The sequence below is a fragment of the Niallia sp. Marseille-Q9988 genome, from assembly GCF_976954375.1.
The window spans coordinates 392911-417953 of record NZ_CDRJSZ010000001.1 but is presented as its reverse complement, the minus strand read 5'-3'; the positions used below and the strand labels follow the sequence as shown (position 1 = coordinate 417953).

Here is a 25043-nt window from a genome sequence, read left to right as displayed (position 1 = left end):
AATTGCCTTTAAGGAGGTGCGAAAAGATGCATGTAAAAAAAGGTGACAAAGTAATGGTCATCTCTGGTAAGGATAAAGGTAAAACAGGTGTTGTTCTTGCTGCATTCCCTAAGAAAGATCGTGTGATCGTTGAAGGGATTAATATTGTTAAGAAGCACTCTAAGCCATCCCAGTTGAATCCACAAGGTGGAATCAATGACCAGGAAGCCGCTATTCATGTATCCAACGTTATGCCTATCGACCCTAAAACTGGTGAACCTACTCGTGTAGGATCAAAAACGGTTGATGGTAAAAAAGTTCGCGTAGCGAAAAAATCCGGTGAAATTCTAGATAAATAGTTCAAATGAAGAAGGGAGGTACAATGAATGAACCGCCTAAAAGAAAAATTTGTTAAAGAAACTACTCCTGCTCTTATGAGCAAGTTCAATTATAAATCAGTTATGGAAGTTCCAAAACTGGAAAAAATCGTTGTTAACATGGGCGTTGGTGATGCTGTAGCGAATGCTAAAGCATTAGACGTTGCTGTTGAAGAATTAGCACAAATTACTGGTCAAAAACCATTAATCACACGTGCGAAAAAATCAATCGCAGGTTTCCGTCTACGTGAAGGAATGCCAATCGGAGCAAAAGTTACTCTTCGTGGAGAACGCATGTATCAATTCCTTGATAAACTTGTATCTGTTTCTCTTCCACGTGTACGTGACTTCCGTGGTGTATCTAAAAAATCATTTGATGGTCGCGGTAACTACACTTTAGGTGTAAAAGAACAATTAATTTTCCCTGAAATTGATTACGATAAAGTAAACAAAGTAAGAGGAATGGATATTGTTATTGTTACAACTGCAAACACAGATGAAGAAGCTCGTGAACTGTTAACTCAATTTGGAATGCCGTTCCAAAAGTAATCTCTAATTAGAGGGAGGCGAAGATGTGGCTAAGAAGTCAATGATTGCGAAACAAAAACGCACGCCTAAATATAAAGTACAAGAATACACACGTTGCGAACGTTGTGGTCGTCCACATTCTGTGTACCGTAAATTTAAGCTTTGCCGTATTTGTTTCCGCGAATTAGCGTATAAGGGACAAATTCCTGGTGTGAAAAAAGCTAGCTGGTAAAACCCGATATTGGGAAGGAGGTAAATACAAATGGTTATGACAGATCCAATTGCAGATTTGCTTACAAGAATCCGTAATGCGAATATGGTTCGTCACGAAAAATTAGAAGTTCCTGCTTCTAACATCAAAAAAGAGATCGCCGAAATTTTAAAGCGTGAAGGTTTTGTACGTGATGTAGAATATATCGAAGACAACAAACAAGGTATTATCCGCATTTTCTTAAAATACGGTTCAAGCAACGAGCGTGTAATAACTGGACTTAAAAGAATTAGTAAACCTGGTCTTCGTGTTTATGCGAAAGCAACAGAAGTACCTCGTGTATTAAACGGTCTTGGAATTGCATTAGTTTCTACTTCTCAAGGAGTACTTACTGATAAAGAAGCTCGTGCGAAACAAGTTGGCGGAGAAGTATTAGCATACGTTTGGTAATAATAGGTTTAATGAATGGAGGTGCAACTAAATGTCTCGTGTAGGTAAAAAACCAATCGAAGTACCAGCAGGCGTTACAGTTACTATTGATAAAAGTACTGTAACGGTGAAAGGTCCTAAAGGTGAATTAACTCGTACTTTTAATTCTGATATTGCGATCAACTTAGAAGAAAACGTGATTAATGTAACTCGTCCTTCAGATGTGAAGGAACATCGTGCATTACATGGAACAACTCGCGCATTGTTATCAAACATGGTTGAGGGTGTTTCAAAAGGCTTTGAAAGAGGTCTTGAATTAATCGGTGTCGGTTACCGTGCTCAAAAACAAGGAAGCAAACTTGTGTTGAACGTAGGTTACTCTCATCCAGTAGAAATCGAACCAGAAGCTGGTATTGAAATCGAAGTACCATCTGCTACGAAAGTAGTTGTAAAAGGAACTAGTAAAGAGCGTGTTGGAGCACTTGCTGCTAACATCCGTGATGTTCGCCCACCAGAACCTTATAAAGGTAAAGGTATCCGTTATGAAGGCGAATATGTACGTAGAAAAGAAGGTAAAACTGGTAAGTAATGCCGCATAGGTAAACGAAAGGAGTGACCTAAATGATTACGAAGGCTGATAAAAATCAAGTCCGTAGAAAAAGACACGCACGTGTGCGTTCTAAACTTAGCGGAACTGAAGCTCGTCCTCGTTTAAATGTGTTCCGTTCAAACAAACACATTTACGCTCAACTAATTGATGATGTTAAAGGTGTAACAATCGCAAGTGCATCTTCATTAGATAAAGAGCTTAACCTTGAATCTACTGGTAATTTAGAAGCTGCAGTTAAGATCGGTGAATTAGTAGCGAAACGTGCAGTAGAAAAAGGAATTAAATCAGTAGTATTTGACCGCGGAGGATATTTATATCATGGTCGCGTTAAAGCTTTAGCTGATGCTGCTCGTGAGAACGGCCTAGAATTTTAATAGACAAGGAGGGACATAAAAAGATGCGTCGTATTGATCCAAACAAACTTGAACTTGAAGAACGCGTAGTTACAGTTAACCGTGTAGCGAAAGTTGTTAAAGGTGGACGTCGTTTTCGTTTCTCTGCTCTAGTAGTAGTTGGGGACAAAAATGGTAACGTTGGTTTTGGTACTGGTAAAGCTCAAGAAGTACCAGATGCTATTCGCAAAGCGGTTGAAGATGCGAAGAAAAATCTTATTGAAGTACCAATGGTTGGTACAACAATTCCACACGAAATTATCGGACATTTCGGAGCTGGTGAAATCCTATTAAAGCCTGCTTCAGAAGGTACTGGGGTTATCGCTGGTGGTCCAGTACGTGCTGTGCTTGAACTAGCTGGTGTAGCTGATATCTTATCTAAGTCATTAGGTACAAACACACCAATTAACATGGTTCGTGCTACTTTAGACGGTTTAAAACAATTAAAACGTGCTGAAGACGTAGCAAAGTTACGTGGAAAATCAGTAGAAGAACTGTTAGGATAAGGAGGGAAATTAGATGGCAAACAAACTGGAAATTACCCTCACTAAAAGCGTAATTGGTCGTCCGCAAGACCAACGCGAAACAGTTAAAGCTTTAGGATTACGTAAAGTAAATCAAACAGTTGTTCAACAAGATAATGCTGCTATTCGCGGTATGATCAATAAAGTATCACATCTTGTAACTGTATCAGAAAATTAAAAATCATTCTTCTTCAAATAAGGAGGTGCCAAAATGAAACTTCATGAATTAAAACCTGCAGAAGGTTCTCGTCAAGAACGCAAACGCAAAGGGCGCGGTATCGGTTCAGGTAATGGTAAAACTGCTGGTAAAGGTCATAAAGGTCAAAATGCACGTTCAGGTGGGGGTGTAAGACCAGGATTCGAAGGTGGTCAAACTCCTTTATTCCGTCGTTTACCAAAACGTGGTTTTACTAATATCAACCGTAAAGAATACGCTATTGTTAATTTAGATACTCTAAATCGTTTTGAAGATGGAACTGAAGTAACTCCAGAACTTCTTATCGAAACAGGAGTTGTTAGTAACGAGAGAGCAGGAATTAAAATTCTTGCAAAAGGCAACGTAGAGAAAAAGCTTACTGTTAAAGCTCACAAATTCTCCTCTGCTGCTAAGGAAGCTATTGAAGCTGCCGGCGGTCAAACAGAGGTGATCTGATGTTTAAGACAATCTCCAATTTTATGCGCGTGGGTGAAATAAGACGAAAAATCATATTCACCCTATTAATGTTGATTATATTTCGTTTAGGTACTTTTATTCCTGTACCTTATGTAAATGCAGACTTCTTAAAAGCACAAGATGCTTTCAGTGCCTTCGGAATTTTAAATACTTTCGGTGGTGGGGCACTTAAAAACTTTTCTATTCTTGCAATGGGGATCATGCCATATATTACAGCATCCATTATTGTAAGCTTATTACAAATGGATGTTGTTCCAAAATTTACGGAATGGTCAAAGCAGGGTGAGGCTGGGCGTAGAAAGCTGACACAATTTACGCGTTACTTTACAATCGTTCTAGCTCTTATCCAAGGCTTTGGTATGTCATATGGTTTTAATAATCTTGCAGGTGGTGCACTGATTACAAAACCTGGATTTGCATCCTATCTAGTTATTTCTATTGTATTAACAGCAGGAACTGCCTTTTTAATGTGGTTAGGTGAACTAATTACTTCTAAAGGTGTTGGAAATGGTATATCTATTATCATTTTTGCTGGTATTGCTGCAGGAATTCCTTCAATGGCTAATCAAATCTATGCACAGCAGTTTGACAATCCAGGTGATCAATTATTTCTCAATATTGTAAAGCTAGCTTTAATTATTATAGCTGTCGTTGCAATTGTAGTTGGGGTAATTTTTATCCAGCAAGCTCTTAGAAAGATACCGATTCAATATGCAAAAAGAATGGTAAATGGTAATAGCAGCGCAGGAGGACAATCAACACATTTACCGTTGAAAGTAAACTCTGCTGGTGTTATTCCAGTTATCTTTGCAGTTTCCTTCTTGGTAACTCCAAGAACAATTGCATCGTTCTTACCGCAAAATGACGTTACTTCCTGGATACAAAGAGTATTTGATTATACTCATCCAATAGGAATGATTATATATACAGTGTTAATTATTGCGTTTACTTATTTCTATGCTTTCATTCAGGTGAACCCAGAACAAGTTTCTGAAAACCTGAAGAAACAAGGTGGATATATCCCAGGTATTCGTCCTGGTAAAAGTACGCAAGAATATTTGTCACGTGTTCTATCTCGTTTAACATTAGTTGGAGCTCTATTCTTAGCCATTATTGCTATACTACCTGTATTTTTTATTAATATTGCAGGACTTCCACAATCTGCACAGATCGGTGGAACAAGTATTATAATTGTGGTTGGGGTTGCATTGGAGACAATGAAGCAATTAGAATCTCAACTAGTTAAACGACACTATAAAGGTTTTATTAAATAGTATAATTTAGGGGACGTTTGTCCCTTGAATTTTATGTAAGAGAACTTGAGGGGGAATACGCATGAATTTAGTCTTAATGGGGCTCCCTGGCGCAGGTAAAGGTACTCAAGCTGAGAAGATTGTCGAGAAATATGACATCCCTCATATCTCAACTGGCGACATGTTCCGTGCGGCTATGAAAGACGAAACAGAACTTGGACTTAAGGCAAAATCTTTTATGGATAAAGGTGAACTTGTACCTGATGAAGTTACAATCGGTATTGTTCGCGAAAGACTTAGCAAGGATGACTGTGAAAAAGGCTTTCTTTTAGATGGTTTTCCTCGTACTGTTCCTCAAGCAGAAGCTTTAGAAAATATTTTGTCTGATTTAAATAAGAAATTAGACTTTTGTATCAATGTTCAAGTGGATAAAGAGATCTTAATGGAGCGTTTAACAGGACGCCGCATTTGTAAAAGCTGTGGTGCAACCTATCATTTAGTATTTAATCCGCCATCTAAGCCAGATACTTGTGATCGTTGTGGCGGCGAATTATACCAACGTGCTGATGATAATGAAGCAACTGTTAAAAATCGCTTAGAAGTTAATATTAAGCAATCTAAACCATTACTTGATTTCTATGAGTCAAAAGGCTATCTTCGTAACATTAATGGTCAACAAGATATTAATAAAGTTTTCGTAGATCTTGATGCACTACTAAGTACTTTAAAATAAAAGTGACTTTTGCTTTGACTAATCTGTTATCTAGCATGGAAATGAATCAGAGATAATAAATAGAAGAATTGGGATGAAATGGCTGAGGAGTTTATTCCTAAACATGATGCATTTCCTTTTTTCAAAAGGTATAATAATTTTCATGGTTATATCTGTAACAAAAAAAGCATAACCGTGTTATTTTGACATGTTTATCTTCGTTAAAAGATTAATCAATTTAGATAATTGGTGCAGAGTATTTTGGATTTCATGGTAACTCCGCTTAAATTGCTTTTTTATCTAGTAGTGAAGAAGGTAATGTAACTATTATTCTTTCTATTATGACGATTGGTATTAGACCAGGTGTGCAAGTTGTCGAACGCTCTACGAAATCCTTTAAATACGAAATCTATGTGGCTTTTCAAGTGAAAACAAGTATGTAGTGGAAGATTTAAGGCTAGACTTTTGAAGGTGATTTATTTTTCTTGGAATTGTCTATACGTTGCATGCTTACTTCTATACGATAAGACACAAGCTGTTGATAGAATGTTCGTAAATCAAAGGAAAGATCATTTCTTTTCTATTAATGAATGATCTACCAAAGCTAAGTTTAGTTGGTAGCATTAAACTTATTATTATTTCTTCCCTATAAATATATTTTTTTATAATTAATAGCGGACGAAGTACCTATTCTTATGATATAATAATTTAGTTGCAGTTTAATGCAGTTTTATTATATTATAGGAGCAGTTCAGAGTAGTTTAATGTGCACGATCGTGTGACAAGAAGAGCTACACTTTGCTATATTAGTTAAGATGGATCTCGTATTTTTTATGGAAAGGAGAGATATTCGATGGCTAAAGACGATGTAATCGAAATTGAAGGCACAATCACTGAAACTTTGCCGAACGCCATGTTTAAGGTAGAATTAGAAAATGGTCATACTGTATTGGCTCACGTTTCTGGTAAAATCCGCATGCATTTCATCCGTATTTTACCTGGTGATAAAGTAACGGTTGAGTTATCTCCATATGACTTAACTCGCGGAAGAATTACTTACCGCTTTAAATAATCTGATTGCACTCCGTACTATCAAGGAGGTTAGGATAATGAAAGTTAGACCATCTGTTAAACCAATCTGCGAAAAATGTAAAGTTATCCGCAGACGTGGTAAAGTTATGGTTATCTGTGAAAACCCTAAACACAAACAAAAACAAGGTTAATAACAAGGAGGTGCGCATATAGATGGCACGTATTGCTGGTGTGGATATTCCACGTGAAAAACGTGTAGTAATATCTTTAACATACATTTACGGTATTGGAAAAAATACTGCACAACAAGTATTAGCAGAAGCAGGTGTTTCTGAAGATACACGCGTTCGTGATTTAACAGAAGATGAATTAAACAAAATTCGTGATATTATCGACCGTTTAAAAGTAGAAGGGGATCTACGTCGTGAGATTTCTCTAAACATTAAGCGTCTAATGGAAATTGGTTGTTACCGTGGTCTTCGTCACCGTCGTGGCTTACCAGTTCGCGGACAAAACACGAAAAACAACGCTCGTACACGCAAAGGTCCTCGTAAGACTGTAGCTAATAAGAAAAAATAATCGGTAAAGGAGGTACAATATAATGGCACGTAAAACTAATACACGTAAACGTCGTGTTAAAAAGAATATTGAAGCTGGTGTAGCTCATATTCGTTCTACTTTCAATAATACTATCGTAACTATTACAGACGTTCATGGAAATGCTCTTTCATGGTCAAGCGCAGGTGCACTTGGATTCAGAGGTTCTCGTAAATCTACTCCATTTGCTGCACAAATGGCTGCTGAAACTGCTGCTAAAGCATCAATGGAACACGGTATGAAAACTTTAGAAGTAACAGTTAAAGGACCAGGTGCAGGTCGTGAGGCTGCAATTCGTGCTCTTCAAGCTGCAGGACTAGAAGTTACAGCAATTAGAGACGTAACTCCAGTTCCTCATAACGGTTGCCGACCACCTAAACGTCGCCGAGTTTAATTTTTCTGTATAAATTTTGTATCCTTGTCTATAATGGGATATGACTAAAACTTTTAGAACCCGTACAGATTTATTAACTAACCCAGTTGTTGTGCACAAGCGGGAACGTAAACATGGGGAATTTCGGTAAAGCTTACCGGGGTTTCGACGTTTTGAAGGAGGGTATATCTTGATGATCGAAATAGAAAAACCAAAAATCGAAACGGTTGAGATCAACGATGATGCCAAGTATGGTAAATTCGTCGTCGAGCCACTTGAGCGTGGATATGGTACTACTTTGGGTAACTCCTTACGTCGTATTCTACTATCCTCACTGCCAGGTGCCGCTGTCACATCCATTCAAATTGATGGGGTACTTCATGAGTTCTCAACAATTGAAGGCGTCGTAGAAGATGTTACAGCTATCATATTAAATATCAAAAAACTAGCATTGAAAATATACTCTGATGATGAAAAAACTTTAGAGATTGATATGCAAGGTGCAGGAGTAGTTACAGCAGCAGATATTACACATGATAGTGATGTAGAGATCTTAAATCCAGATCTTCATATCGCAACTCTAGGTAGCAACGGTAATTTCCGTATGCGTTTAACTGCAAAGCGTGGTCGTGGTTACACACCAGCAGAGCAAAATAAACGCGAAGACCAACCTATTGGTGTAATTCCTATTGATTCTATTTTCACACCGGTATCTCGTGTTTCTTATCAAGTAGAGAATACTCGTGTTGGTCAATTGACTAATTATGATAAATTAACTTTTGACGTGTGGACTGACGGTAGTACTGGTCCTCAAGATGCTGTTGCACTTGGTGCAAAGATTTTAACTGAGCATTTAAATATCTTTGTTGGGTTAACTGACGAAGCTCAAAATGCTGAGATTATGGTAGAAAAAGAAGAAGATCAAAAAGAAAAAGTTCTTGAGATGACAATCGAAGAATTAGATCTTTCTGTTCGTTCTTATAACTGCCTAAAGCGTGCTGGTATCAATACCGTACAGGAATTAGCTAATAAGACGGAAGAAGATATGATGAAAGTTCGAAACTTAGGTAGAAAATCTCTAGAAGAAGTAAAACATAAATTAGAAGAGCTTGGATTAGGCTTAAGAAAAGATGACTGATTAGTCTCTTGACTATGTCTATAAAGCTTGTATTTTAACAAAAGGAGGGAATCTCACATGGGTTACAGAAAGTTAGGACGCACAAGCGCACAACGTAAAGCTATGTTACGTGACTTAACTACAGACTTAATCATCAATGAGCGTATTGAAACAACTGAAGCTCGTGCAAAAGAACTTCGTTCTGTTGTAGAAAAAATGATTACACTTGGTAAACGTGGAGATCTACATGCACGTCGTCAAGCAGCTGCTTACGTACGTCACGAGGTTGCTAACGCTGAGACAAACCAAGATGCTGTACAAAAATTGTTCAGTGATGTTGCTGCTCGTTATACTGATCGTCAAGGTGGTTACACTCGTATTATGAAAATGGGACCTCGTCGTGGAGACGGAGCACCAATGGTAATTATCGAGTTAGTATAATAGGATTTCAAAGAAACTTAGGGTGCGGGACAGTTTATATTGTTATGAAACTTGTTCAAGTGCCCTTTTTCTTTAAATCTCGCTTTATGATCAAGCCAATATAGAGTGTTACGATGAGCATTGATTTTCATTTAATGACTCGTCTAGCTCGTGCACCTCTTCTTTCGATAGGTCGATCGAATGAGGTGCGGGCTTTTTTCATTTTTAATTAGGACTGCAGGGTGCTAAGAAGTGGAATACCATAAGATATATTTTAACAAGCATAGAAATAGGATATCAGAGATTATTTAAATAATCTTATGTTAAACCAATTCAAAGCTCGCCCAATTGGCGAGTTTATTTTTTTATCCTACTCAAAATATTTTGATGACTAATGTTAACTTTTGAAAGCGGAGAAAGATGGTTAGTGGAGTCACTTTCCGTAATGGTTCTACTAGTTCAACTAAGCATCAGTAGATAAGTAGGAAACTTAATAAAAAAAGTGTACTTTATTTAGCAAATTATATTATTTATAAATAGTCCTATGTAATATATAATCGATAATATCTAGTAAGTAAATGGTGGGATTGTAATGGACCAAACGATTTTAGTAAAGGTCGAAAATGTAACCTTTAAATATGAGGAGCAATTAGAAAACGCCCTAGATCAAGTTTCTTTACATGTTAATAAAGGAGAATGGGTTGCTGTAGTTGGACACAATGGATCAGGTAAGTCTACGCTAGCTAAGTTATTAAATGGATTACAATTCTCTAATGAAGGTTCAATTATAATAGATAGTATTCCGATAACGGAAGATTCTGTGTGGGATATTAGAAAAAAGGTTGGAATGGTATTCCAGAATCCCGATAACCAGTTTGTTGGTACAACGGTTAAGGATGATGTGGCTTTTGGTTTAGAAAATAACGCAGTTCCAAGGAATGAGATGGTAACAAGAGTAGAAAGTTCTTTAGAAAAAGTTAAGATGTTATCTTTTCTTGATCAAGAGCCACATCATCTATCTGGTGGACAAAAGCAGAGAGTCGCTATTGCAGGAATTATTGCATTGAAACCTGAAATTATTATATTAGATGAGGCTACCTCTATGCTTGATCCGCAAGGAAGAGAAGAAGTTTTTGAAATCATGAGAGATTTACAAAAGGAAAATATGACGATTATCTCCATTACCCATGATTTAGATGAGGCTGCTAAAGCAGACCGTATCATCGTAATGAATAAGGGGAAAGTGTATAAAGAAGGAAGTCCTAAAGAAATTTTTAAGCTTCAGAAGGAACTTGTAGATATTGGTTTAGACATCCCTTTTACAATTAAATTAAGAGAAAGTTTAATGAACAAGGGGATTTCATTAGAAGAAGTATATTTAACAGAAGAAGAGTTGGTGACAGGCATATGGACATCTCACTTCAAAAAGTAGAGTATCGTTACCAGGAAAATTCGCCGTTTGAACGTTTAGCGATAGAGGATGTAAACTTTGACATTCCATCAGGAAGCTATGTAGCAATTATTGGCCACACTGGATCTGGCAAATCGACTATTTTACAGCATCTTAATGCTCTTATAACACCAACTAAAGGAACGGTCGTAATAGGTGACCGTAAAATTGAAGGTGGACAAAAGCACAAGAACCTGCGGAGTATACGGCAAAAAGTAGGTATTGTTTTTCAGTTTCCAGAACAGCAGCTGTTTGAAGAAACGGTTGAAAAGGATATTTGTTTTGGTCCTCTTAATTTTGGGATTTCAGAGTCGGAGGCAAAGAAAAGAGCAGAAAAGGCATTAGGAGAAGTGGGATTATCAAAAGAGTTCCTCCTAAAGTCTCCTTTTGATTTATCTGGTGGTCAGATGAGAAGAATTGCCATTGCGGGTGTTTTAGCAATGGAGCCGGATGTACTTGTTTTAGATGAGCCGACAGCTGGTTTAGATCCAAGAGGCAGACGAGAAATAATGGATATGTTTTACAAGCTTCATAAGGAGCGAAATTTAACGACCATTTTAGTTACGCATAGTATGGAAGATGCAGCACATTATGCTGATCAAATTGTTATTATGAATAAAGGGAAAGTTCATCGCCAGGGAACTCCGCTTGAGATATTTAGGGATGCAGAAGATTTGGCCACTATTGGGTTGAATGAGCCTGAGGTGGTTCGATTTCAAAAAAAAATAGAAGAAAAATTTGGAATAAAAATGGGACAAGTACATTTAAAGATGGAAGACTTCACAGAAGAGCTGGCAGTGTATTTAAAAAAGAAAGTAGGGAGTAGTTAATGGGAAAAATGATTATTGGCCGTTTTATTCCCGTTGATTCGCTATTGCATAGAATGGACCCCCGTTCAAAATTACTGCTTGTTTTTCTATTTATTTGCATTGTGTTTTTAGCTAACAATATTTGGAGCTATTCTTTATTAATTATATATGTAGGTACGTTAGTAGCTATATCTAATGTACCGATAAAGTATATTTATTTAGGATTAAGACCCATTTTTTGGCTAATTATCTTTACGTTTATCTTGCATTTATTTTTCACGAAGAATGGAGAGCTATTGTTTGAATGGGGATGGATTACCATTTATGAAGAAGGCGTGAGAATGGGAGTTCTGATTTCGATTCGATTCTTCCTGCTTATTATCATGACATCCTTGCTTACGTTAACAACTACCCCAATTGAATTAACAGATGCAATTGAAACACTGTTAGGGCCGTTAAAGAAAGTGAAATTTCCTGTCCATGAATTGGCGCTTATGATGTCTATTTCTTTGCGGTTCATCCCCACTTTAATGGATGAAACAGAGAAAATTATGAAGGCTCAGATGGCAAGAGGAGTAGAATTTTCTAGTGGTTCCATTAAAAGTCGGATTCAAGCAATTATTCCTTTATTGATTCCTTTATTTGTTAACTCCTTTAAACGGGCGGAGGAGCTTGCTATTGCGATGGAAGCACGCGGTTATCAAGGCGGAGAAGGAAGAACAAAGTATCGTCAATTAGTATGGAATCCAATCGATACAATCATGATTATTATTTTGATACTAGTAACAGCCTTGCTGTTTTTATTAAGAACATAGTGGAGAATATGATGCAAAGATACAAATGTACAATAAGCTATGACGGTTCAAATTATAGTGGTTTTCAGATTCAACCAAAGGATCGAACGGTGCAAGGTGAAATCGAAAAGGCTTTAAGAAAGCTTCATAAAGGGATAGAGATAAAGATTCAGGCATCAGGTAGAACCGATGCTGGTGTTCATGCGAAGGGACAAGTTATTCATTTTGATAGCGCTCTTGATATTCCAGCTGAAAAATGGCCGGTTGCACTAAATACCTTGTTGCCCCATGATATAGTAATAGCTGATGCTGTGAGAGTGTCTGAAGCCTTTCATGCAAGATACAATGTAACTGCAAAAGAATATCGTTACTTTATTCAATTAGGGGAGCGGAGAGATCCATTTAAACGCCATTATGCCTATTATTATCCATATACTCTAAATGTGGAGGCAATGAGAGAGGCACTTACCTATTTTATTGGAGAATATGATTTTACTAGTTTCTGCTCTGCTAAGACAGACAAAGAAAGAAAAGTAAGAACTGTAACGGGAATAAAGTTAACAGAGGAGGAAGATATGCTAATATTTTCCTTCCAAGGGAATGGGTTCCTTTATAATATGGTGCGCATCATGGTTGGAACATTGCTAGATGTTGGAAGAGGCAAAAAATCTCCGCAGGATATCCCTATGATTATTGAGAAAAAAGATAGAAAAGCAGCTGGGAAAACTGCTTCTGCGAATGGATTGTATCTTTGGAAAGTAATGTATGAATGAATGCCGTATATGTCACGCCACAATTATAATTTCTATGATGTTGAAATGCCGAAATAGCTTATTTATAAGTAAAAATCATTATTTAGTGAGTGAAAACAAAAAGAAAACTAATTTTTTTCTCATAACAACTAAACCTGGTGTAACATTCCCTTGACATATACTAGTCTAGGATATATCATAATATGGTATGTATTTTAATCCCACATTAAGCCCCGGAACTTAATTGTGTGAACATATAGACGTAAGAACAGAACATTCGTAATTTAAAACAAATTATAATTAAACATTTCAGGAGGGAAACTCATGCGTACAACGTTTATGGCTAATTCAAACACTGTTGATCGTAAATGGTACGTGATTGATGCTGAAGGCAAAACTTTAGGTCGTCTTGCTAGTGAAGTAGCATCAATTCTACGTGGTAAACATAAACCAACTTTCACACCTCATGTGGATACTGGTGATCATGTAATTCTTTTAAATGCTTCAAAAATTGAATTGACTGGTAAAAAATTAACTGACAAAATTTACTACCGTCACTCTATGCACCCAGGTGGATTAAAGCAAAGAACTGCTTTAGAAATGCGTACTAACTATCCAGAGCAAATGTTAGAACTTGCAATCAAAGGTATGCTTCCAAAGAATTCTCTTGGTCGTCAAATGTATAGAAAATTACACGTATATGCTGGTAGCGAACATCCGCACCAAGCTCAACAACCAGAAGTTTACGAACTTCGTGGATAATTAATAAAGGGAGGTAAAACAAATGGCACAGGTTCAATATATCGGTACTGGTCGTCGTAAAAGCTCTGTTGCTCGTGTACGTTTAGTTCCAGGTGACGGACAAATCATCATCAATGGTCGTGAAATCGAAAGTTATATCCCGTTTGCAGCTTTACGCGAAGTTGTTAAACAACCACTAGTAGCTACTGAAACTACTGGAAGCTACAATATTTTAGTAAATGTTAACGGTGGAGGTTATACTGGTCAAGCTGGCGCTATCCGTCATGGTATCGCTCGTGCTTTACTTCAAGTAGATCCTGAGTACCGTCCAACATTAAAGCGTGCAGGATTATTAACTCGTGACGCTCGTATGAAAGAACGTAAAAAATACGGTCTTAAAGGCGCTCGTCGTGCACCTCAGTTCTCAAAACGTTAATTATCAATGTTTCAAAGGCTCTCAACCGATTTGGTTGGGGGTCTTTTTTATGTCTGAAAAGTGCTTTTGACCACACTTTGACCACGAAAATATTTTTGACCACATCTGACCACATCTCATAACTCAATATATCTTTGAAACTTTTGTGCAGTTTGCTCTTTTAGCGTATCTGTTACGTGTGTATAGATGTTCATCGTCATTTGTATATCAGAGTGGCCTAACCGCTCCTGAACCTCTTTTATACTGGCTCCTGCTTCGAATAAAAGGGAAGCATGAGTATGACGTAAACCATGTATTGTAATTTTGTGTAGGTTATGTTTTTTGATTAAAGCGGCCAGCTTTTCGTTTGGATAGGCTAACCGCATCGGAGAGCCATCATCCCTGTCAAAAACCACCTTGTTATTATTCAAATAACCTTTCCCGGCTAAATAAGCTTCATTTTGCTTTATACGCCATTTATTAAGCAGAGAGAGGGTTAGAGGATCCAAGCTAATTAAACGCTTAGATTCCCTTGTTTTGGACGTTTGGAAGATGAATTTACCATCATGATGAAATAACGTTTTGTTTAACCGTATGGAGCCAGCTTCGAAATCAATATCATCCCATGTAAGGGCTAAAATTTCTCCCTTGCGTGCACCGGTATAGATTAACAGATGAAAAAGTACATGATCTCGAAAATCTAATTCATGTTTCGTTATTGAAAGGAAATTACGTATCTCATCCTTTTTCCAATAATTCCGCTCATCCGTTTCATTATCCTCATTAATAATTTCATTTTGCTGTCTTGGTATGGTGACATGCTCTAATGGATTCCTTTCAATAATCTCCATTTTTAAAGCATATTTGAATACTTGGTTAGCCTGTATTTTTATGTCATTTACCGATTTAATTAATTGAGCGATTTCATTGATCATTTTTTGGCAATATGGTCTTGTTATTTCTTTTATTTTCAATTTGCTGAAGCGGGGCAATATATGCCTATTGAATTTGGATTCAATGGCTTTCTTTGTGCTTAATTTAATCGTTTTCGAATGATTGGAAAACCATTGATCGTATACATTCTGAAAAGTCAGGTTGTCATTCTTTATTGATCTTCCGCTCGCTATTTCTTGTTCAAGCTTGGCAGCAGCTATTTGTGCTTCTTTTTTGGTTTTAAAGCCCCTTCGGGTTGTAGTTTGTCTTTTTCCTGTTTCGGGATTAATTCCAGTGTCCGTCTTAAATAACCACATTTGACCTTGTTTGGTTGTGTATTTTTGAAATGATGCCATTTTTTCACCTCATTTAACCGTTTTTCTTATTAGCGTAAATTTCACATAAGTTATTTAAGTTCATATCTAATGTGGGTTTGTGCTCTAGATATAGTTTTATACATTCATAAGGTGTTGAAGGGTCTTGCCCGTAATTATACTTAAATCCCATTTTCATACTAAAAATAAAATCCACAACTTGGAATAGATGCTCAAATGTTTTAGATGTTTCTCTTACATCTGTTGCTTCTAGTTCATCCCCAATGATTATAGTCAACTGGTTAATGATGTCTTCTGCTTTTTTCCTAATATCAGGAGTAGCTTGTTTCAGTAGATCTTCAAGCAGGCTAAAATCCCTTTGGAAACCATATTGATCTGATGTTCTTATGTCTTGTTTTCCGGTTAAATAATCGACGCTTACATCGAAGAAATCAGCCAATGCTAAAAAGGTTGAAACATTCGGTTCCCGGTCTTCCCGCTCGTAATTTCCTAATGTAGTAAAGGGAATATTCAACTTGTCGGCTAAGTCTCTTAAAGTCATATTCTTTTCCCTTCGTAACGTTCTAATTCGTTCTCCAAACATAATTTATCAACCTCCAATGAGTAATTACAAATCAATATTACACATAATGAATACAAATATCAACTTGAATTTCTCAAAACGGGATGATATTGTTTATTTGTACCCAATATGAGTAATTAGGAGATGTTTAAAAGATGAAATGTACAAAACTAATAAAACAAGAGCATCACCTGAAAATTGACAGTAAAAAAATTAAACTTGCTCGAGCGGAAATGGGGTGGACAATCACTAAATTGGCTGATGTATCTGGTGTAAATAGAAAAACCATTGGTGAAATCGAAAAGGGGACTAAAAAAAAGGTACGGTTTTCTACAATCAAACAGATTGCTGAAAACCTAAATAAAGAAGTAGAGGATCTTTGTACTCAAGTTGAAAAAGGGGGATAAATAAATGAATATAAAGCTAGAATTCCCAGAAGAAACGCTAATCATAAATCGGACAGATTTAAAAAATGCATTACAGGAGCTTCTAATGGAATTACAAGAAGAAAACGGGCATGATCAAATATTAACCATAAAAGAAGCTGCCGATTATTTAAAGGTCAGTGTACCCACAATTCGAAACATGATTTCAAGCAAAGAAATTCCTTTTTTTCAAAGAGGGCAAATCATTCGTTTAAATCGCTGGGATGTACAGAAATGGTTGCGAAATAATTCTGGCTGAAGCGGGTGAAGTGTGATGTTAGGATGGGTTAAGCTTTATCGGGATTTATTGCATAAGCCTATTTGGATAGAATCCACACCGGAACAAAAAACCATTCTAATAACACTTCTTTTGATGGTTAATCATCAAGAAAAACAATGGGAATGGCAAGGGGAACCTTATAACGTTACCGCTGGCCAGGTAATTACAAGCTTGGAATCCATTGTTGAAAAATGCGGTAAGGGGATTTCAATTCAAAACGTAAGAACTGCAATAAAGCGGTTTGAAAAATTCGGTTTTCTAACAAATGAATCAACAAACAAAAATAGGCTTATAACCATTAATAATTGGGAGGATTATCAGAATAATGGAGATGGATTAACAAGCAACTTAACAGGCGGCCAACAATCAATTAACAATCGACTAACAACTAACAAGAATGATAAAAAATTAAAGAATGATAAAGAAGTAAAAGATTCTTATTGTCGCAAGTCAAAAACTTACGACGAAAAAAGCATACCGTATCAATTAGCATTAAGACTTTTAAATAACATTAGGGAAAATAATCCGGGATTTAAAGAACCAAATCTTCAAAAATGGTCGGATGACTTTCGTTTAATGATAGAAAGGGACAATCGTTTACCAGAAGAAATATCCACCGTGATTGATTGGTGTCAGCAAGATTCCTTTTGGAAGACAAATATACTTTCTCCATCAAAATTAAGAAAACAGTATGATCAATTGGTTCTGAAAATTCAAACAAGCAGAAATGTAATAAGGAAAAAGAGCCAACAGCATTTTTCATTAGATCGCCCTAGTCATTGGGAAGAACCAAAACCAATTACAAAAGATGAATTTGAGAAAATGAAAGAATGGGAAGATGAACTCCCATTTTAGGAGGTTAAACTATGAGAGTTGCGAGTAGCTTTCTACCTGAGGATGAGAATAACATTTACAAAAAGGCTGTTTTTAGACTCATGCCAGAATTAGAAGGGCATGAGCTAGAAGCGGATTTTCTTAAAAAACTTGTATGCCCGCAGTGTGGACAAGAAAGTGCATCCGCTTTGGTTTACCGCCTAAATAATAATGACAGTTGGAAGCAGTTAGGTGAAACATTCAAATGTTGTAGATGTAGGGATAGGGATATGCTTAATCTTTCTATGGAAAAAGGTTTAAAGGAGCAAAGTCAGCTCATATCTGAAAGGCTTATGAACGACTATTTTCTTCTCCCCGAAAAATTAAAGGGTTCAGGTTTTAAGGATTACCATGAAACTAATCCCGTTACTACTGTTGCAAAACAAAGGGCAATTTCCTATGTGAAAACATTTTTAGCTTCCGAACAAGATCGCTACAACCTTTTAATTCAAGGCAATCCGGGAACAGGAAAAACACATTTGTGTGTAGCTATTGCCAGAACGCTAAAAGAAAAAGGTTTTATAGTTGGGTTTTTAACCACAGGACAATTACTTTCAAAAATTAAATCTACGTATAACAAAGCATCTATCATAACAGAAGAAAATATCTTTAAGGATTTAAAAAAGCTAGATTTATTGATTTTGGATGACTTGGGTGCGGAAGCATCGGGAGGAAATGATGATTGGAGAAAGAGTATAATTTTTGAAATAGTAGCCGACAATCTACACGAGTAATTTGACGGATCAAGACTTACCTATGGTCGTAGGAGAAAGAGTCTTTAGCCGTCTATACGATAATACAAAATTCATTGACTTATTTACAGAAGATTACCGAAAAAAACTTCGGATAAAATAATTATTTCGTGGAGGGATTGAGAATGAAGGACAACAAAACAAGGCAAAAGTTTATTTAATTAAGAGCGAAAGGGATCAGCTTTAGTAAAATTGCCAAGGAACTTAACGTATCGAAGTCAACGCTTATTGCGTGGTCAAAGGAACATCTCATGGAAATAGAAAATATGAAGGCAGTTGAAATTGAATCGTTACAGGAGCAATTTTATATGACAAAAAAAGCCCGTATCGAATTATTAGGACGGCAAGTTGAGCGCATGAAAAAGGAACTTGAAAATAGAGACTTTTCAGATGTCCCGTCGGACAAATTGTTAGATACGTTAAATAAAACGCTAATCCAGTTAAAGAATGATGAAATAGAAATCACTTTCAGAGGGGAGGGCGATACGTTGGAGGATTTAGTAAGCACTATGAATACAGTTACATGGAAACCATAACAAATCCAAAATCAGCCCAAAATAGATATAAGGGTGATATTTCATAGAACAGTTCGAACGAGACGTACAGGAGTGTGGGAGGTCGGGGGTTAGTCACCCCCTCCTACTCAATTTCATTATGGTGTACGTTATAGTAATGTGAATGGGATGATTTTCTTTACATGTTTTCCAACAAAATATATTAAGAAAGCTTTCAGTCTATAGGAACCCATCATTTATAGCGATGTGAAACATATCTTGTGGTACAGTATTCAAGGTCAAAGATGACTTCACCGCTGCACGTTTCTGTTACTGATTCATTTTTAAAACATGCAATATCAAGTGATCTTAAACATTCGACAAAGATTGGGACGGATGCTCCAGGACTGACTGTAGCGACTATTGCTGAACCTGCAATATCAGTGACGCGGACTTCCATGGAACAGCCGCTAGCCGAATTGCCTGTGTTCTTTATCACAATCAACCCGCTAAAATCAAGGTTCGAACGGCTGGTAAAATGGTTGTAATAATTACAATCGCAGGGTTGTGAGATAGGGCCGCAATGTTTAAAGCATCTTAGTTCTTCTTCCTTTCTGCAGAAATCAAATCCTTTGATTTCTTCTGGGCAGAGTTTATGATCATCATTACAATTGTCTTTGGGAATATCATCAGATTCACCTAGCATCATTTCGAAAATATTGGAATCACCATTAAATTCTTCACAACCATCCCATTTGCACTTGTGTTTTTCACAATCAACGCATTTGCACTTGTCTTTCCCGCAATCCTCGCATTTGCACTTGTGTTTTTCACAATCAACGCATTTGCACTTGTCTTTCCCGCAATCCTCGCATTTGCACTTGTGTTTTTCACAATCAACGCATTTGCACTTGTCTTTCCAGCAATCCTCGCATTTGCACTTGTTTTTCCCGCAATCCTCGCATTTGCACTTGTTTTTCCCGCAATCCTCGCATTTGCACTTGTTTTTCCCGCAATCCTCGCATTTGCACTTGTGTTTTTCACAGTCAACGCATTTACACTTGTGTTTTTCACAGTCATCGCATTTGCACTTGTCTTTTTCACAGTCATCCGATCTGCAATGATGCTTTCCATGATGCTCAAAATAATGTTTTCCCTTTTCACTGTGTTTAAGTTTAAACACGGATTTTGACTTTCCAGTACATATACTTTCGTTAATGTATATTTTTGGGCCCCCAACGCTTCTATGACATTGATTGCATCGTTGGAAGCCCCTACACCCACAGGATCTATTTATAAAAAACATACAAAAGCTTCCTCCCCATATTCTTGAAAGATACTATCAATATATGTATATTGGGTTTCTTGGCATGGGCTGATTAACCAATATAAACACCCATTTTTGGGTGTTTATATTGGTTAATTCACCTACAATACAAATTTAGTTCAAAATTAGCTATGCTTTTTTTCAGAAATTCCTCATAAATAATAAACAGGGATTCTTCTTTAAAAATATTAAAGAAAAATACATTGGAGGGGATTAACTAAATTCTTGTGGGATCATTTCTTAGTTAATTATGAACATTAAGAGGGATTCTTCACACTGATGAATTATTTTGTCAAAGTTCATTACTTATAGACAAAGTCTTGTCGCACAGTATTCAAGGTCAAAGATGACTTCGCCACTGCAAGTTGCTGGTACAGGAAGCTCTGGTTCATTTGGAAGACAAGCAATATCAAGCGAAGTTAACCCTTCAACAAAGATTGGAACTGATGCTCCAGCGCTAACTGTTGCAACAATTGCAGTGCCTGCTCTATCTGTAACACGGATCTGCATAGAACAGCCGCTAGTTGGATTCCCTGTATTTTTAATCACAACTAACCCGCTAAATTCAAAATTAGTCCTGCTGGTAAAATAGTTATAGAATAATGCATCACATGGCTGGGAAATTGGCTCGCAATGTTTAAAGCACCTTAATTCATTTCTTTGTTTGCACAAATTGAATCCTTTTACACGGTCTGGGCAAGGCTCTTTCTCTTCGTACCAATTTTTTTTAGGCATTTCACATTTTTCATATCCATGATGATCATATCCATGATGATTCATCTTCGGATGATTTCCCATTCTTCTTTTGCAAGTGCACTCTTCCTGTTCTTTACAGCCGCAATGTTTACCTTCTGAATGATATATCATCAAATTACTTCCTCCTTGAGATTAAGTTTCTAAATTCAATAATAATATATGCTTCTAGGTTTTTTGCGTATAGGTTAATCAACTAATACAAACATCCATTTTTGGAGGGAAAGAAAAAGGCTGATTAGGTGTTAGTAGTAATATTCGTGCCTTAAAATCTTCTGATAGATAATTGATTTTTAATGCAGCATGTTAGTGCATAAATTCTAGGCACTATCTATTGTGCCCAATGTTTGACTAACAACGGTAAATCCACTTATGGCACATAGTGAGAAGACACAAATCGAGTCTAGATCAGTAATATCGTTTACAAAGTAAGCAAGGCAGTCTTTTACCGTAAGCACATAAAGAGGAAGTGCTGTGGTCTGCCCCTTGAGATAAACATCAAGGAGAAGTCCGAAGTTGGCTGTACACCTTAACTCTTCTCCAATACCTGAAGCACAGCAAGGACAATTACATGGTTTCTTCCTTTTTTGGTAGGAACAATCTTCAGTGTCTTCATAAGCCTGTTGGAGGAGAAATTCATAAACATTGGAAATTTCAGGAGTAGCATCTGTATCTGTCGCGCATATACCTGCAACATCACATAATTGTACGGCTGTATTCGGAACAATCGTAATCTGGTCAGCAGGTCTAAACCTAAGGACTGAACAATCCACTATATCTGAAATGACTTGTCCTTCAGATGGATTCGGCAATCCGTTCACTGTGCTGAAATATATGTCGATTGCTCGATTTGCTGGATTTGTTAAAGTAGTTTGGAAATTTTGTACTTTTCTTAATAGGTCTGCAAGATTTTGGACACAGCAATCACAATCTTTTGGACATTTATTTTCCTTACATTTGCAATTTTCCATGTCGTCCCCCCTTTGATTGTGATCCTTTTTCTTCTTATTTTTCTCAAAGAAGTCATCTGGAAAAATTATAGTAGGCTTACAGTCTCCACACTGAACATTCACATTGACTCCATCCACGTCCACCGGGGTTGAAATGGTCTGGTTATTTTCCATAGTTTGATCGCCATGTCTTTGGGCTTGTAACTGAGGTCCTTGAGTTTGGTCCTGGTCTTCGGTTTGGTCCTGGATTTGCGTTTGCTCTTGTATCTCATTTTGGCTTTGTGTTTGAGGCCCTTGAGTTTGATTTCCTTGGGTTTGGTCGCCTTGTTGTTGTTCTTGCGTTTGAGGCCCTTGACTTTGCCCTTCTTGGATTTGTTCTTGATTCTGAGGCCCTTGTGCCTGTTCAAGCCCACCCTGTTGTTGTAGTTGTTGCTGTTCTTGTTCCCCAATGGATTGGCATTGTGGATTATGCTCAGAGAATGTTTGGTCACAATGTTCGGTTACTTCTTGGTTAACTGTGTCCGAATGGTAGGAGTCTTTACATGTGCAAAACCTTTGTTGTTTAAAGCACCCCTTACATAATCCATAGCTATCGCTATTGGTAAAACTCATAAGTAACACCACCTTTCAGTAGTATCATATGGTAATAGGAAATGATATGAATGGACAAATAGTCCACATTCAAAAAAAGGGCGAATATTTTGATAGTCAGCTTTATTAAATAATTATTCTTTTCGCAATAGGGGGAAACTTATAAATGATTTGTCATATAAATGAGTTGGTTTTGTTACTTTCTGTTCTCCTTGTGGGAAAAATGCACAAGGTAAGGAAGCAGTTAGAAGGTATTCAAACTCTGAGCCAGTAACTATAGGATGTAGCTAGGGCTGTGGCTATATGAAGACAGTCGAAGACCAGTTTTTGAGGACGTTTCACTTAATATGCAGGTACACGTAAATTCTAAGGCAATACCTTTGATTTTGCTTTGGGTTAGGCTGGGACGGTGTCATCTAGGACGAACGGAAAAGTACAAAAAATAGAAATTTTATGATAAAGAGAAGCTCAGTCCTTTATTGGATATGGACTTCATTATTGTGAATTATAATACTTAAAGAAAACCAGCTATTAGTTTATGAATTTTTTAAAATAAAAACATTCATTACTAAATATGTTCATACCAAATAACCTTTCTCTATCTTGTAAATATGGAAAATATCGAGAAATTATAAAATTGATTATTGTGGAAAAGGCCAATGAATGTGGCATTTTCCCTGATCAGATAGCTGTAAAGTCTAGTGATATTTGATGGTATTGAAGGAATCGACTTACTTTCTAGGGGGTGTTCAATTCGATTATTTTATAACAAAACAGGCTCTCCAAGAGGGGGGGATTGCCCGTTTGCCTACGTTCTTACTGTGCTCACGAACTCATCCGCAAGAACTGCGATGACGCAACTTATCGGTAGTCACCGAAAGGGGGATGCTGCTTACTTTAAACTAGAAGAGCGACCTTTATCGGAAGTGTTTAAAGATATACTTGAGGGAGCTACGTGCCTTTTACATTACTTAGGTGTTAATCTTCTGTTCGTCAAAGTCTCTTCGGAACAATAGAATGTTCAACGTCAGCTTTCTAATATTTAATTCATTGGATAGTGGAAGGGCTTTTTCTGTCCTCGAGCTTGTCCTCGACTTGATAATGTCCCATTTAAAATTATTGTTTTGGATCCTTGCAAAATATTGATATATAGTCTTTTTTTATCCTATTTTTTTAATATTTTATTTAAACATGAATGGGCGGCATGATGTAATAATATGCGTAAATGGATGCCCCATTTTATTTGAGGCACCCTGTTTCTTTGACCACAATCTGACCACTAAACATATAGAATTGTATATTATTCTGTTTTCCTTTTAGAGAATAAAAGTGGACAAACCTTGATGTGACAGGAACTGTTTGGTTTTGTGTTTCTTTATATTATCTGCACATATGAAAGAACGTAAAAAATACGGTCTTAAAGGCGCTCGTCGTGCACCTCAGTTCTCAAAACGTTAATTTGTGGCGTTTCAAAGGCTCTTTCCATATTTATGGAGAGGGTCTTTTTTTATGTAATAAAGTTTCTTTTGTTCCCATTTTAGGCATTATCATTTATGGTTCAAGATACTTTTGGAACTTGCCGCAATATGTTGATGTAACAAAATGAAACCATTTATATGGTACGACGTATAAAAAGAAATGGAATTTAGGTTGTAAGTACCTATGTGTAAAGAAGATAACCATTATCGTTAAAGTGGAGGGATAACATGAGGAAATTTGTTGGGATAGTCATTATAGCTTTTAGTTTATTATTGGGTCTTTTCTGTGCAATCGCTTTTCCTCAGGATATTATCTTTGCTAATATCGTGTTGTGAATTATTAGTGTTCCTCTATATATTTGCGGTCAAATGATCAGAACTTCGAAGGCTAAATTTAAACAGCAAGGAAAGCGCTGGATAGCCAACTATCTCTTCTTCTTCTTTATCATCCCTGTACTAATTTATTTGAATATATTCTATGATGATTTAAAAGAAACGACATTTATAGATGAAAAATTTGTCCTTTATGAACCTTCGTCTGGGAAGTTAGGAGAATTTTCTCTCGGGGGCTTTGTTGTTATTTTGATTTTTCTATTTGGTGCTCGATTTCTTTATCCGGATTTAAAGCGAAAAGGGCTATTAAATTCCATTATTATCGGAACGATTATTTTCTTGATTGGTTTCCATTATTTTATGTTCTCTGATTATAGAGGTGTACATGAAGAAAAGGGATTGGTATCAAGTAACTGGAAGGGTGAAAGGCAGATCATTCCTTATGATGAAATAGAAAGCGTATATTTGGAACCTTATGTTCATTATGCAAGCTTATCTAATACATCCGACGAGATGAGGTTTGTTTGGGAAGTGACGTTTTATCCGAGTCACCAAAAAGAAGTAGTGTATCGTTTTTCGATGTTGACGAAGACTGGTTTAGAAGAGACGATTGCGATTAAGAAACTAGCACTGGAACATGATGTACCATTTAATGTGGGAGAAATGAATCAAGAAACATTGGAGTTGTTTAACTTTGATTTAGAATATGAAGGATTAGAAAAAGAACGTTATTACGAGCTTTTTCAATTAAGGTATGATAAATAGAGAG

35 protein-coding genes and 1 pseudogene are annotated in these 25043 nt (G+C 36.7%); 30 read left to right on the top strand and 6 right to left on the bottom strand.

Annotated features, from left to right (window positions below; genetic code table 11):
• Window positions 1–26 precede the first annotated feature (26 nt).
• The 23 genes from rplX (at window position 27) to rpsI (ACWNMZ_RS02000) (ending at window position 14209) form a co-directional block, all read left to right on the top strand.
• The gene (gene rplX / locus ACWNMZ_RS02110) at window positions 27–338 is read left to right on the top strand and encodes a 50S ribosomal protein L24 (protein WP_016204568.1); all 312 of its coding nucleotides are present in this window, start codon (window positions 27–29) and stop codon (window positions 336–338) included.
• 27 nt (window positions 339–365) lie between these two features.
• A complete protein-coding gene (gene rplE / locus ACWNMZ_RS02105) occupies window positions 366–905 on the top strand; it encodes a 50S ribosomal protein L5 (protein WP_031537907.1) in 540 nt (179 codons plus the stop codon).
• Window positions 906–930: 25 nt separating this feature from the next.
• Window positions 931–1116, top strand: coding sequence for a 30S ribosomal protein S14 (gene rpsN / locus ACWNMZ_RS02100; RefSeq protein WP_009499044.1), 186 nt, complete (start codon window positions 931–933; stop codon window positions 1114–1116).
• A gap of 30 nt (window positions 1117–1146) precedes the next feature.
• Window positions 1147–1545, top strand: a complete 399-nt coding sequence (gene rpsH / locus ACWNMZ_RS02095; protein ID WP_016204570.1) for a 30S ribosomal protein S8 — start codon at window positions 1147–1149, stop codon at window positions 1543–1545.
• Between the two features lie 31 nt (window positions 1546–1576).
• Window positions 1577–2113: a 50S ribosomal protein L6 gene (gene rplF / locus ACWNMZ_RS02090; RefSeq protein WP_031537908.1), complete on the top strand. Its 537-nt coding sequence runs from the start codon at window positions 1577–1579 to the stop codon at window positions 2111–2113.
• A gap of 32 nt (window positions 2114–2145) precedes the next feature.
• On the top strand, window positions 2146–2508 hold the full coding sequence (gene rplR / locus ACWNMZ_RS02085; protein ID WP_031537909.1) for a 50S ribosomal protein L18: 363 nt from the start codon (window positions 2146–2148) through the stop codon (window positions 2506–2508).
• Between the two features lie 23 nt (window positions 2509–2531).
• Window positions 2532–3032: a 30S ribosomal protein S5 gene (gene rpsE, locus ACWNMZ_RS02080; protein ID WP_016204573.1), complete on the top strand. Its 501-nt coding sequence runs from the start codon at window positions 2532–2534 to the stop codon at window positions 3030–3032.
• A gap of 13 nt (window positions 3033–3045) precedes the next feature.
• Entirely contained in the window at window positions 3046–3228 is a 183-nt protein-coding gene (rpmD, locus tag ACWNMZ_RS02075; protein ID WP_031537910.1) for a 50S ribosomal protein L30, read from the top strand.
• Window positions 3229–3261: 33 nt separating this feature from the next.
• Window positions 3262–3702, top strand: coding sequence for a 50S ribosomal protein L15 (gene rplO, locus ACWNMZ_RS02070; RefSeq protein ID WP_031537912.1), 441 nt, complete (start codon window positions 3262–3264; stop codon window positions 3700–3702).
• Window positions 3702–4997 carry a preprotein translocase subunit SecY gene (gene secY / locus ACWNMZ_RS02065; protein ID WP_031537913.1) on the top strand — a complete coding sequence of 432 codons (1296 nt, stop codon included), beginning with the start codon at window positions 3702–3704 and terminating at the stop codon, window positions 4995–4997. The genes rplO and secY overlap by 1 nt, the downstream gene beginning before the upstream one ends.
• A 61-nt stretch (window positions 4998–5058) precedes the next feature.
• Window positions 5059–5709 carry an adenylate kinase gene (locus tag ACWNMZ_RS02060; RefSeq protein WP_031537914.1) on the top strand — a complete coding sequence of 217 codons (651 nt, stop codon included), beginning with the start codon at window positions 5059–5061 and terminating at the stop codon, window positions 5707–5709.
• A gap of 832 nt (window positions 5710–6541) precedes the next feature.
• Complete coding sequence (infA, locus tag ACWNMZ_RS02055) at window positions 6542–6760, top strand: translation initiation factor IF-1 (RefSeq protein WP_016204578.1); 219 nt, start codon at window positions 6542–6544, stop codon at window positions 6758–6760.
• Window positions 6761–6797: 37 nt separating this feature from the next.
• Window positions 6798–6911: a 50S ribosomal protein L36 gene (rpmJ, locus tag ACWNMZ_RS02050; protein ID WP_000868344.1), complete on the top strand. Its 114-nt coding sequence runs from the start codon at window positions 6798–6800 to the stop codon at window positions 6909–6911.
• A gap of 22 nt (window positions 6912–6933) precedes the next feature.
• The gene (gene rpsM, locus ACWNMZ_RS02045; protein WP_031537915.1) at window positions 6934–7299 is read left to right on the top strand and encodes a 30S ribosomal protein S13; all 366 of its coding nucleotides are present in this window, start codon (window positions 6934–6936) and stop codon (window positions 7297–7299) included.
• Between the two features lie 22 nt (window positions 7300–7321).
• Entirely contained in the window at window positions 7322–7711 is a 390-nt protein-coding gene (gene rpsK / locus ACWNMZ_RS02040; RefSeq protein WP_031537916.1) for a 30S ribosomal protein S11, read from the top strand.
• A gap of 172 nt (window positions 7712–7883) precedes the next feature.
• Window positions 7884–8828 (top strand): DNA-directed RNA polymerase subunit alpha, encoded by a 945-nt coding sequence (locus tag ACWNMZ_RS02035; RefSeq protein ID WP_109768975.1) that lies wholly within the window; start codon window positions 7884–7886, stop codon window positions 8826–8828.
• A 57-nt stretch (window positions 8829–8885) separates the two neighbouring features.
• The gene (rplQ, locus tag ACWNMZ_RS02030) at window positions 8886–9248 is read left to right on the top strand and encodes a 50S ribosomal protein L17 (protein ID WP_016204582.1); all 363 of its coding nucleotides are present in this window, start codon (window positions 8886–8888) and stop codon (window positions 9246–9248) included.
• 571 nt (window positions 9249–9819) lie between these two features.
• Window positions 9820–10659, top strand: coding sequence for an energy-coupling factor ABC transporter ATP-binding protein (locus tag ACWNMZ_RS02025; RefSeq protein ID WP_031540206.1), 840 nt, complete (start codon window positions 9820–9822; stop codon window positions 10657–10659).
• On the top strand, window positions 10635–11507 hold the full coding sequence (locus ACWNMZ_RS02020; RefSeq protein WP_031540204.1) for an energy-coupling factor ABC transporter ATP-binding protein: 873 nt from the start codon (window positions 10635–10637) through the stop codon (window positions 11505–11507). Before ACWNMZ_RS02025 ends, ACWNMZ_RS02020 begins: the two co-directional genes overlap by 25 nt.
• Complete coding sequence (locus ACWNMZ_RS02015) at window positions 11507–12301, top strand: energy-coupling factor transporter transmembrane component T family protein (protein ID WP_031540203.1); 795 nt, start codon at window positions 11507–11509, stop codon at window positions 12299–12301. The genes ACWNMZ_RS02020 and ACWNMZ_RS02015 overlap by 1 nt, the downstream gene beginning before the upstream one ends.
• A gap of 11 nt (window positions 12302–12312) precedes the next feature.
• Window positions 12313–13053: a tRNA pseudouridine(38-40) synthase TruA gene (gene truA, locus ACWNMZ_RS02010; protein ID WP_285846554.1), complete on the top strand. Its 741-nt coding sequence runs from the start codon at window positions 12313–12315 to the stop codon at window positions 13051–13053.
• Window positions 13054–13356: 303 nt separating this feature from the next.
• Entirely contained in the window at window positions 13357–13794 is a 438-nt protein-coding gene (rplM, locus tag ACWNMZ_RS02005) for a 50S ribosomal protein L13 (RefSeq protein ID WP_016204587.1), read from the top strand.
• A gap of 22 nt (window positions 13795–13816) precedes the next feature.
• The gene (gene rpsI / locus ACWNMZ_RS02000; RefSeq protein WP_016204588.1) at window positions 13817–14209 is read left to right on the top strand and encodes a 30S ribosomal protein S9; all 393 of its coding nucleotides are present in this window, start codon (window positions 13817–13819) and stop codon (window positions 14207–14209) included.
• Between the two features lie 116 nt (window positions 14210–14325).
• Here the strand turns inward: rpsI (ACWNMZ_RS02000) and ACWNMZ_RS01995 are convergent, their stop codons facing one another.
• Window positions 14326–15477 (bottom strand): site-specific integrase, encoded by a 1152-nt coding sequence (locus ACWNMZ_RS01995; RefSeq protein WP_047943732.1) that lies wholly within the window; start codon window positions 15475–15477, stop codon window positions 14326–14328.
• Between the two features lie 13 nt (window positions 15478–15490).
• Window positions 15491–16039: a helix-turn-helix domain-containing protein gene (locus ACWNMZ_RS01990; RefSeq protein ID WP_051641032.1), complete on the bottom strand. Its 549-nt coding sequence runs from the start codon at window positions 16037–16039 to the stop codon at window positions 15491–15493.
• A 134-nt stretch (window positions 16040–16173) separates the two neighbouring features.
• On the opposite strand from ACWNMZ_RS01990, the gene ACWNMZ_RS01985 reads away from it, so the two are divergent.
• From ACWNMZ_RS01985 to ACWNMZ_RS01965, 5 genes are all read left to right on the top strand, one after another.
• Window positions 16174–16425, top strand: a complete 252-nt coding sequence (locus tag ACWNMZ_RS01985; protein ID WP_031540231.1) for a helix-turn-helix transcriptional regulator — start codon at window positions 16174–16176, stop codon at window positions 16423–16425.
• Between the two features lie 4 nt (window positions 16426–16429).
• Entirely contained in the window at window positions 16430–16702 is a 273-nt protein-coding gene (locus ACWNMZ_RS01980) for a helix-turn-helix domain-containing protein (protein WP_031540233.1), read from the top strand.
• A 15-nt stretch (window positions 16703–16717) separates the two neighbouring features.
• Window positions 16718–17578: a hypothetical protein gene (locus tag ACWNMZ_RS01975; RefSeq protein ID WP_051641033.1), complete on the top strand. Its 861-nt coding sequence runs from the start codon at window positions 16718–16720 to the stop codon at window positions 17576–17578.
• Window positions 17579–17589: 11 nt separating this feature from the next.
• Complete coding sequence (locus ACWNMZ_RS01970) at window positions 17590–18330, top strand: ATP-binding protein (RefSeq protein ID WP_251628853.1); 741 nt, start codon at window positions 17590–17592, stop codon at window positions 18328–18330.
• A 269-nt stretch (window positions 18331–18599) separates the two neighbouring features.
• The gene (locus ACWNMZ_RS01965) at window positions 18600–18884 is read left to right on the top strand and encodes a hypothetical protein (protein ID WP_031540237.1); all 285 of its coding nucleotides are present in this window, start codon (window positions 18600–18602) and stop codon (window positions 18882–18884) included.
• A gap of 211 nt (window positions 18885–19095) precedes the next feature.
• Here the strand turns inward: ACWNMZ_RS01965 and ACWNMZ_RS01960 are convergent, their stop codons facing one another.
• The 4 genes from ACWNMZ_RS01960 to ACWNMZ_RS01945 form a co-directional block, all read right to left on the bottom strand.
• A complete protein-coding gene (locus ACWNMZ_RS01960) occupies window positions 19096–19551 on the bottom strand; it encodes an S-Ena type endospore appendage (protein WP_047943735.1) in 456 nt (151 codons plus the stop codon).
• Window positions 19548–20126: a hypothetical protein gene (locus tag ACWNMZ_RS01955; protein ID WP_251628855.1), complete on the bottom strand. Its 579-nt coding sequence runs from the start codon at window positions 20124–20126 to the stop codon at window positions 19548–19550. Before ACWNMZ_RS01955 ends, ACWNMZ_RS01960 begins: the two co-directional genes overlap by 4 nt.
• Before the next feature lie 349 nt (window positions 20127–20475).
• Window positions 20476–21036 carry an S-Ena type endospore appendage gene (locus ACWNMZ_RS01950; protein WP_031540256.1) on the bottom strand — a complete coding sequence of 187 codons (561 nt, stop codon included), beginning with the start codon at window positions 21034–21036 and terminating at the stop codon, window positions 20476–20478.
• A 206-nt stretch (window positions 21037–21242) separates the two neighbouring features.
• A complete protein-coding gene (locus tag ACWNMZ_RS01945) occupies window positions 21243–22484 on the bottom strand; it encodes a hypothetical protein (protein ID WP_031540257.1) in 1242 nt (413 codons plus the stop codon).
• A 1365-nt stretch (window positions 22485–23849) separates the two neighbouring features.
• Here ACWNMZ_RS01945 and rpsI (ACWNMZ_RS01940) point away from each other — a divergent pair.
• Together rpsI (ACWNMZ_RS01940) and ACWNMZ_RS01935 are read left to right on the top strand one after the other, a co-directional pair.
• Window positions 23850–23921, top strand: a pseudogene (rpsI, locus tag ACWNMZ_RS01940) (30S ribosomal protein S9); the annotation flags it as partial.
• A 389-nt stretch (window positions 23922–24310) separates the two neighbouring features.
• Complete coding sequence (locus ACWNMZ_RS01935) at window positions 24311–25039, top strand: hypothetical protein (RefSeq protein ID WP_031539605.1); 729 nt, start codon at window positions 24311–24313, stop codon at window positions 25037–25039.
• Window positions 25040–25043: the final 4 nt, after the last annotated feature.

Excerpts from the sequence above, each read along its gene's own strand:
- rplX (WP_016204568.1), top strand. The coding sequence starts at position 27 with ATGCATGTAAAAAAAGGTGACAAAGTAATGGTCATCTCTGGTAAGGAT.
- rplE (WP_031537907.1), top strand. The coding sequence starts at position 366 with ATGAACCGCCTAAAAGAAAAATTTGTTAAAGAAACTACTCCTGCTCTT.
- rpsH (WP_016204570.1), top strand. The coding sequence starts at position 1,147 with ATGGTTATGACAGATCCAATTGCAGATTTGCTTACAAGAATCCGTAAT.
- rplF (WP_031537908.1), top strand. The coding sequence starts at position 1,577 with ATGTCTCGTGTAGGTAAAAAACCAATCGAAGTACCAGCAGGCGTTACA.
- rplR (WP_031537909.1), top strand. The coding sequence starts at position 2,146 with ATGATTACGAAGGCTGATAAAAATCAAGTCCGTAGAAAAAGACACGCA.
- rpsE (WP_016204573.1), top strand. The coding sequence starts at position 2,532 with ATGCGTCGTATTGATCCAAACAAACTTGAACTTGAAGAACGCGTAGTT.
- rpmD (WP_031537910.1), top strand. The coding sequence starts at position 3,046 with ATGGCAAACAAACTGGAAATTACCCTCACTAAAAGCGTAATTGGTCGT.
- rplO (WP_031537912.1), top strand. The coding sequence starts at position 3,262 with ATGAAACTTCATGAATTAAAACCTGCAGAAGGTTCTCGTCAAGAACGC.
- secY (WP_031537913.1), top strand. The coding sequence starts at position 3,702 with ATGTTTAAGACAATCTCCAATTTTATGCGCGTGGGTGAAATAAGACGA.
- ACWNMZ_RS02060 (WP_031537914.1), top strand. The coding sequence starts at position 5,059 with ATGAATTTAGTCTTAATGGGGCTCCCTGGCGCAGGTAAAGGTACTCAA.
- infA (WP_016204578.1), top strand. The coding sequence starts at position 6,542 with ATGGCTAAAGACGATGTAATCGAAATTGAAGGCACAATCACTGAAACT.
- rpmJ (WP_000868344.1), top strand. The coding sequence starts at position 6,798 with ATGAAAGTTAGACCATCTGTTAAACCAATCTGCGAAAAATGTAAAGTT.
- rpsM (WP_031537915.1), top strand. The coding sequence starts at position 6,934 with ATGGCACGTATTGCTGGTGTGGATATTCCACGTGAAAAACGTGTAGTA.
- rpsK (WP_031537916.1), top strand. The coding sequence starts at position 7,322 with ATGGCACGTAAAACTAATACACGTAAACGTCGTGTTAAAAAGAATATT.
- ACWNMZ_RS02035 (WP_109768975.1), top strand. The coding sequence starts at position 7,884 with ATGATCGAAATAGAAAAACCAAAAATCGAAACGGTTGAGATCAACGAT.
- rplQ (WP_016204582.1), top strand. The coding sequence starts at position 8,886 with ATGGGTTACAGAAAGTTAGGACGCACAAGCGCACAACGTAAAGCTATG.
- ACWNMZ_RS02025 (WP_031540206.1), top strand. The coding sequence starts at position 9,820 with ATGGACCAAACGATTTTAGTAAAGGTCGAAAATGTAACCTTTAAATAT.
- ACWNMZ_RS02020 (WP_031540204.1), top strand. The coding sequence starts at position 10,635 with ATGGACATCTCACTTCAAAAAGTAGAGTATCGTTACCAGGAAAATTCG.
- ACWNMZ_RS02015 (WP_031540203.1), top strand. The coding sequence starts at position 11,507 with ATGGGAAAAATGATTATTGGCCGTTTTATTCCCGTTGATTCGCTATTG.
- truA (WP_285846554.1), top strand. The coding sequence starts at position 12,313 with ATGCAAAGATACAAATGTACAATAAGCTATGACGGTTCAAATTATAGT.
- rplM (WP_016204587.1), top strand. The coding sequence starts at position 13,357 with ATGCGTACAACGTTTATGGCTAATTCAAACACTGTTGATCGTAAATGG.
- rpsI (WP_016204588.1), top strand. The coding sequence starts at position 13,817 with ATGGCACAGGTTCAATATATCGGTACTGGTCGTCGTAAAAGCTCTGTT.
- ACWNMZ_RS01995 (WP_047943732.1), bottom strand. The coding sequence starts at position 15,477 with ATGGCATCATTTCAAAAATACACAACCAAACAAGGTCAAATGTGGTTA.
- ACWNMZ_RS01990 (WP_051641032.1), bottom strand. The coding sequence starts at position 16,039 with ATGTTTGGAGAACGAATTAGAACGTTACGAAGGGAAAAGAATATGACT.
- ACWNMZ_RS01985 (WP_031540231.1), top strand. The coding sequence starts at position 16,174 with ATGAAATGTACAAAACTAATAAAACAAGAGCATCACCTGAAAATTGAC.
- ACWNMZ_RS01980 (WP_031540233.1), top strand. The coding sequence starts at position 16,430 with ATGAATATAAAGCTAGAATTCCCAGAAGAAACGCTAATCATAAATCGG.
- ACWNMZ_RS01975 (WP_051641033.1), top strand. The coding sequence starts at position 16,718 with ATGTTAGGATGGGTTAAGCTTTATCGGGATTTATTGCATAAGCCTATT.
- ACWNMZ_RS01970 (WP_251628853.1), top strand. The coding sequence starts at position 17,590 with ATGAGAGTTGCGAGTAGCTTTCTACCTGAGGATGAGAATAACATTTAC.
- ACWNMZ_RS01965 (WP_031540237.1), top strand. The coding sequence starts at position 18,600 with ATGGAAATAGAAAATATGAAGGCAGTTGAAATTGAATCGTTACAGGAG.
- ACWNMZ_RS01960 (WP_047943735.1), bottom strand. The coding sequence starts at position 19,551 with ATGATGCTAGGTGAATCTGATGATATTCCCAAAGACAATTGTAATGAT.
- ACWNMZ_RS01950 (WP_031540256.1), bottom strand. The coding sequence starts at position 21,036 with ATGATATATCATTCAGAAGGTAAACATTGCGGCTGTAAAGAACAGGAA.
- ACWNMZ_RS01945 (WP_031540257.1), bottom strand. The coding sequence starts at position 22,484 with ATGAGTTTTACCAATAGCGATAGCTATGGATTATGTAAGGGGTGCTTT.
- ACWNMZ_RS01935 (WP_031539605.1), top strand. The coding sequence starts at position 24,311 with ATGATCAGAACTTCGAAGGCTAAATTTAAACAGCAAGGAAAGCGCTGG.